This is a genomic window from Mesorhizobium sp. M5C.F.Ca.IN.020.32.2.1 (assembly GCF_004023105.1).
Lineage (GTDB): Bacteria > Pseudomonadota > Alphaproteobacteria > Rhizobiales > Rhizobiaceae > Mesorhizobium > Mesorhizobium wenxiniae.
In genome coordinates, this window is the sequence record NZ_RZSX01000455.1 from 1 (window position 1) to 5,108 (window position 5,108).

Here is a 5,108-nt window from a genome sequence, read left to right on the forward strand (position 1 = left end):
GCCGTGGACGAAGACCATGACGCGGCCGCCGCGCGCGGCGATGTCGGTGCTGAGCGCGCTGGAGACTTTCGGCGCGGTGTCGTAGCCGACGACGTCGGAGGCCATGAAGTATTTGGCCGGGTCGTTCGACTTGCCGCGCGAACGCCGCTCGATCCGACCGGTTTCGTGGGTCCCCGGCACGGTGACGTTGGCGCGGGCATAGTTCAGCGTGGCCGAGCGCTCACGGTCGAAAACCTTGCTGGGATCGTCGGAGCGCTTGCGCGTCGTGGCGATGAAGATGCTGTGGTTGCCGGCGATTTCCGTCACCGGCGCGGAGACCATGGCGCTACCGAGCAGTTCCTCGGTTTGCCGGCCGCCACAGCCGGCAACCAGCAAGATAAGGACAAGGATACAAATCTTCTTCAACTCTAGAATTCCACTCCGGCCGAAAGGCTATCCAACCTCCGCGAACCCCTCCCGGACAGTCGAAGTGCGGCAGAAGTAAGTCATATCCAGCCGAATTGCGCTCAGCGCCTTGCGACTGTCAAAGCACTGTTGCACGAAAGCCAGAACGATTGCCCTGATCAACACGTACGGCGTGTGCTAGCTTCGGGACCGACAATCGCACGCGAAGACCACAGACGATTCGGGGTGATTTTTCCGATGACCAGTTTCTCCTCCCGCGTCGCTGCCGCTGCCGCCGCGATCCGCGAGATTTTCCCGGAAACACCACTGCAGGAAAACGATTACCTCTCGAAGAAGACCGGGGCGCGCGTGCTGCTGAAGCGCGAGGACCTGTCGCCGGTGCGCTCCTACAAGATCAGGGGCGCGTTCAATTTCTTCCGCAAGGCGCTCGACGCCGGCAACGACGCCGAACTGTTCGTCTGCGCTTCCGCCGGCAACCATGCGCAGGGCTTTGCCTTCGTCTGCCGTCATTTCGGCAGACAAGGTGTGGTGTTCATGCCAGTGACGACGCCACAGCAGAAAATCGATAAGACGCGGCTGTTCGGCGGCGAATTCGTCGAGATCAGGCTGATCGGCGATTTTTTCGACGACTGTTACCGCGCCGCCTTCGAATTCACCGAAAGCGCCGGCGCGCACATGGTGCCGCCGTTCGACCACAAGGACATCATCGAGGGGCAGGCGACCGTCGCCTACGAGATATCAGGCCAGATGCCGGGCGCGCGGATGCCCGACATCATCATGCTTCCGGTCGGCGGCGGCGGTCTGGCTGCGGGTGTGACGCATTATTTCGCCGACCAGCGCCGCGACACGCGCTTCGTCTTCTGCGAGCCGGCCGGCGCGCCAAGCCTCAGCGAGAGCCTCGCCACCGGCAAGCGCATCAAGCTTGCCAGGGTCGACAATTTCGTCGACGGCGCGGCGGTGGCCGAGATCGGCCGCGAACCGTTGCGGCACCTCAGGGATTTTGCCGCTGAGGCCGTGCGGCTGATCCCGGAAAACCGGCTCTGCGCGACCATGATCGAGATGCTGAATGTCGAAGGCGTAGTGCTGGAGCCGGCCGGCGCATTGGCGATCGACGCGCTCAAGGATTTTTCGAAGAAGGAAATCAGGGGCAAGACCATCGTCGCGGTGGTGTCGGGCGGCAATTTCGATTTCGAGCGGCTGCCGGATGTGAAGGAAAGGGCGCTGCGTTTCGAAGGACTGAAGAAGTACTTCATCATCCGCTTTCCGCAGCGGCCGGGCGCGCTGCGCGACTTTCTCGAATTGCTTGGGCCTGACGACGACATTGCCCGCTTCGAATATTTGAAGAAGTCGGCGCGCAATTTCGGTTCGGTGCTGATCGGCATCGAAACCAAGGATCGCCGCAATTTCGAGCTGCTCAACGCGAATTTCGAGGCCGAGGGCGTTCAGTATCAGGACATCACCGACAACGAGACGCTCGCCGGGTTCATCATATGAGCGGCCGAATATGAGTGAAGAGGAGAAGATATTCGTTGCATTGTTTTCCGGCATCAATGTCGGCGGCAACCGCATCGTCAAGATGGCCGAACTTCGGTCGTTCTTCGAGAAACTCGGCTTTGGCGACGTCGCCACCTACGTGCAGAGCGGCAACGTCGTGTTCCGGTCGGCAACGGGCGATGCGGCCGCGCTGACCAAACAGCTGGAAACGGCCTTCGAGAAGAAATGGGGATTTCACTCGCGCATCATGGTGCGCGATCTCGGCTGGTTCGAGCGGCTGGTGGCGGACAATCCCTATCCGGAAGTCGCCGGGGAGCCGACGAAACTCCACGTCTACGCGCTGGAACGCGAGCCGATCGCCGATGAGGTCGCGCGGCTGGCCGAAAAATGCACCGGTCCCGAACGGTTCGAGACCAAGGGCGACGTGCTTTACCTGCATGCACCGGAAGGCCTCGGCAAATCGGTGTTTGCCAATCTCATCCCGCGCACGCTGAAAGTGCCCGGCACCGCGCGCAACTGGCGCACGGTGCTGACGCTGCTGGAGATGGCCGGACGAGGCGGCTGAAAACATAGCCGCCTACGCTGCCGAAGCCCTTTTCCAGTCGAACGTCAGCTGTTCGCGGAAAGCGAAGCGTTTGATGTGGTCGGCAACGACCGTTTCCAGGCGCTCCAGCGAGCCGGCTTTGTCAGCGGTTACCGCGATATGCAGCGCTGCGGCATCGGCATCGAGAACTGCACGGCCCAGTGAGAGGTCGATCGTGCCGTGGTTCGGATCGAACTCGACCGGAAACTTGTGCGCCCAATGCTTGCATAGCTGCTGCAGATAACGGCTCGCATGTTCAGTGGCGACATCGACATGGCTGGTCGGCATGAATGGATTTCTCCTAAGGCAAGATGCGCCAATTTCGGAAGCAGGCGTGATCGCCGGACAGATAGGCGCGATCTCGAGAAACGGCATAATAATGTCCGTCTCGGTCGTACCCGCCCTCGATCTTGTGATGGGTTACCAGCTTCCGGTGTTCGGCATCGACGCCCAGGGCTCGGCCTTGGCCTTGGCCGGGCCTTTCTGCAAAAGCTCGATCGAAATGCCGTCCGGCGACTTGACGAAGGCCATGTTGCCGTCGCGCGGCGGCCGATTGATGGTGACACCCTTGTCCATCAGCTGCTGGCAGGTGGCGTAGATGTCGTCGACCTCGTAGGCGAGGTGGCCGAAATTGCGGCCGCCCTTGTAGTCTTCCGGATCCCAATTGTAGGTGAGCTCGATCAGCGGCGCCTTGTCGGCGATGCCGCTTTGCTCGTCTTCGGGCGCGGCGAGGAAGATCAGCGTGTAGCGCCCCTGTTCGTTTTCGTGGCGGCGCACTTCCTTGAGGCCAAGCTTGTTGCAGTAGAAATCGAGCGAGGCATCGATGTCGGCGACACGGACCATGGTGTGGAGATAGCGCATGTGATTTCCTCGAAATGTTTGCGTTGCGGCGGAACATAGAAGCCACCCGGCCAAAGGGCAATTCCCGATAACCGGTCGTGCCGGCAAACAACAAATCCGGTATCCAGCAATGAACCGTGAAAAAAGGCAGCTCAGGTCTTGCACACACCGGAAGTGGCAGTGTTAATCTAACGTCAAGAATCAGTTGCGGTATTCTTGGAAAAAGGGGGGCGTTCTTATGGGGGAAAAAGCCTCTTTCATGGGGCGGGACGGAACCGGTCGCGACGCCTTGCAAAGAGACGAGAGCGGCGATGCTGCCGATCTTGTCGAGGTTGCGGGCGCCATCAAATGGTTCGACGTGGCCAAGGGCTACGGTTTCATTCTTCCCGATGACGGCTCTTCCGGCGATATTCTCCTACATGTGACATGTCTTCGAAAGGACGGTTTCCAGACCGCCTTGGAAGGTGCGCGCGTCGTCTGCCTGGTCAAGCAAGGTGAGCGCGGATTGCAGGCGTTCCGCGTGCTCTCCATGGATCTCACCACGGCGACCCATCCGGCGGAGATGCAGGAGCAGCGCACCCACGTCTCGGTGACGCCGGAAAGCGGCCTCGAACGGGCGCTGGTGAAATGGTTCAACCGCACCAAGGGGTTCGGTTTCCTGACCCGAGGCGAGGGCACCGAGGACATTTTCGTCCACATGGAGACCCTGCGCCGTTACGGCATTACCGAGCTCCGGCCCGGGCAGGTTGTGCTGGTCCGCTTCGGGCGCGGCGACAAAGGCCTTATGGCTGCCGAAATTCACCCGGATATGGGTACCTTGCCCGTCTCGCACTAAGGTCCATCCCGATCGAATCGGGATGCGACCTAGTGCTTTCTGCTTGACCATGATCTTTTTCGAACCGTAGGTTCGGGATCATGGTCTAGGGCGATGGCCGAGGATTCTGAATGACTTACAGGAACTGGCTGACAACGGGCGTAGTCTGCGCCGCGATCGCTTTTGTCATCGCCACAGGCGCTTTCTTCCATTCGCAGCAACCGGCTTCGGCAGACGGCCGGGCGATGATCCTTGCCGTCGACCCGCAGCCGCTGGTCGCGGTGACGAAAGGCGGCGAACGCTCGTTCTCTGTCGAAATCGCCGACACCTCCGCCGAGCGCGAGGCCGGCCTGATGTTTCGCCAGGAGATGGCCGACAATCATGGCATGCTGTTCGTGTTCGAGGAGCCTCGGGATGTGAGCTTCTGGATGAAGAACACGCCGATGCCGCTCGACCTGATCTTTGTCGGTCAGGACGGCAGGATCCGGGCGATCAAGCAAGGCGAGCCGCAATCCGAGGCGATGATCTCGCCCGGCGAGCCGGTTCGCTTCGTGCTCGAGCTCAAGGCGGGCACCGCCGCCAGGGGGGGCATCGCGGACGGCGATTTGTTGCGCCACCCGGCAATCGGCACTGCGCACAACTGAACGCGCAGGATCCGGCGCAGATGCAGTTTTTCTCCCATGACGGTTTTGATCTTGCTTTCCTCGACCGCCAGCCGGCATCGGGGCAGGGCGATCCGGTGCTCATGATCCATGGCTTTGCCTCGACCCATTACGTCAACTGGGTGTCGCCCGGCTGGTTCAAGGCGCTTAACGATGCCGGCTACCGCGCCATCGCCTTCGACAATCGCGGCCATGGCGCCTCGTCGAAGAGCTATGAAGAGGCCGATTATACCCCAGCAAAAATGGCTTCCGACGGGGCAGCGTTGCTGACCCATCTCGGCATCGAACGCGCCCATGTCATGGGCTACTC

The 5,108-nt window shown here is 61.0% G+C and carries 7 protein-coding genes and 1 pseudogene; 5 read left to right on the top strand and 3 right to left on the bottom strand.

The window, feature by feature from the left end:
* Positions 1-405: pseudogene (locus EOA86_RS21485) on the bottom strand (hypothetical protein); the annotation flags it as partial.
* A 237-nt stretch (positions 406-642) separates the two neighbouring features.
* Here EOA86_RS21485 and ilvA point away from each other — a divergent pair.
* Positions 643-1,899 (top strand): threonine ammonia-lyase IlvA, encoded by a 1,257-nt coding sequence (ilvA, locus tag EOA86_RS21490; protein ID WP_128343469.1) that lies wholly within the window; start codon positions 643-645, stop codon positions 1,897-1,899.
* A 10-nt stretch (positions 1,900-1,909) separates the two neighbouring features.
* Positions 1,910-2,464 (top strand): DUF1697 domain-containing protein, encoded by a 555-nt coding sequence (locus tag EOA86_RS21495; RefSeq protein ID WP_128343471.1) that lies wholly within the window; start codon positions 1,910-1,912, stop codon positions 2,462-2,464.
* A 12-nt stretch (positions 2,465-2,476) separates the two neighbouring features.
* Here the strand turns inward: EOA86_RS21495 and EOA86_RS21500 are convergent, their stop codons facing one another.
* Positions 2,477-2,770, bottom strand: coding sequence for a DUF2218 domain-containing protein (locus tag EOA86_RS21500; RefSeq protein ID WP_128343473.1), 294 nt, complete (start codon positions 2,768-2,770; stop codon positions 2,477-2,479).
* A gap of 132 nt (positions 2,771-2,902) precedes the next feature.
* The gene (gloA, locus tag EOA86_RS21505) at positions 2,903-3,343 is read right to left on the bottom strand and encodes a lactoylglutathione lyase (RefSeq protein WP_127317011.1); all 441 of its coding nucleotides are present in this window, start codon (positions 3,341-3,343) and stop codon (positions 2,903-2,905) included.
* A gap of 238 nt (positions 3,344-3,581) precedes the next feature.
* Here gloA and EOA86_RS21510 point away from each other — a divergent pair, with 238 nt between their 5' ends.
* The 3 genes from EOA86_RS21510 to EOA86_RS21520 form a co-directional block, all read left to right on the top strand.
* Positions 3,582-4,157: a cold-shock protein gene (locus EOA86_RS21510; protein ID WP_203546853.1), complete on the top strand. Its 576-nt coding sequence runs from the start codon at positions 3,582-3,584 to the stop codon at positions 4,155-4,157.
* Between the two features lie 110 nt (positions 4,158-4,267).
* On the top strand, positions 4,268-4,780 hold the full coding sequence (locus EOA86_RS21515) for a DUF192 domain-containing protein (RefSeq protein ID WP_128343475.1): 513 nt from the start codon (positions 4,268-4,270) through the stop codon (positions 4,778-4,780).
* Between the two features lie 20 nt (positions 4,781-4,800).
* Positions 4,801-5,108 (top strand): alpha/beta fold hydrolase (locus EOA86_RS21520; protein WP_164891886.1); only part of this gene is annotated, 308 nt, incomplete at its 3' end.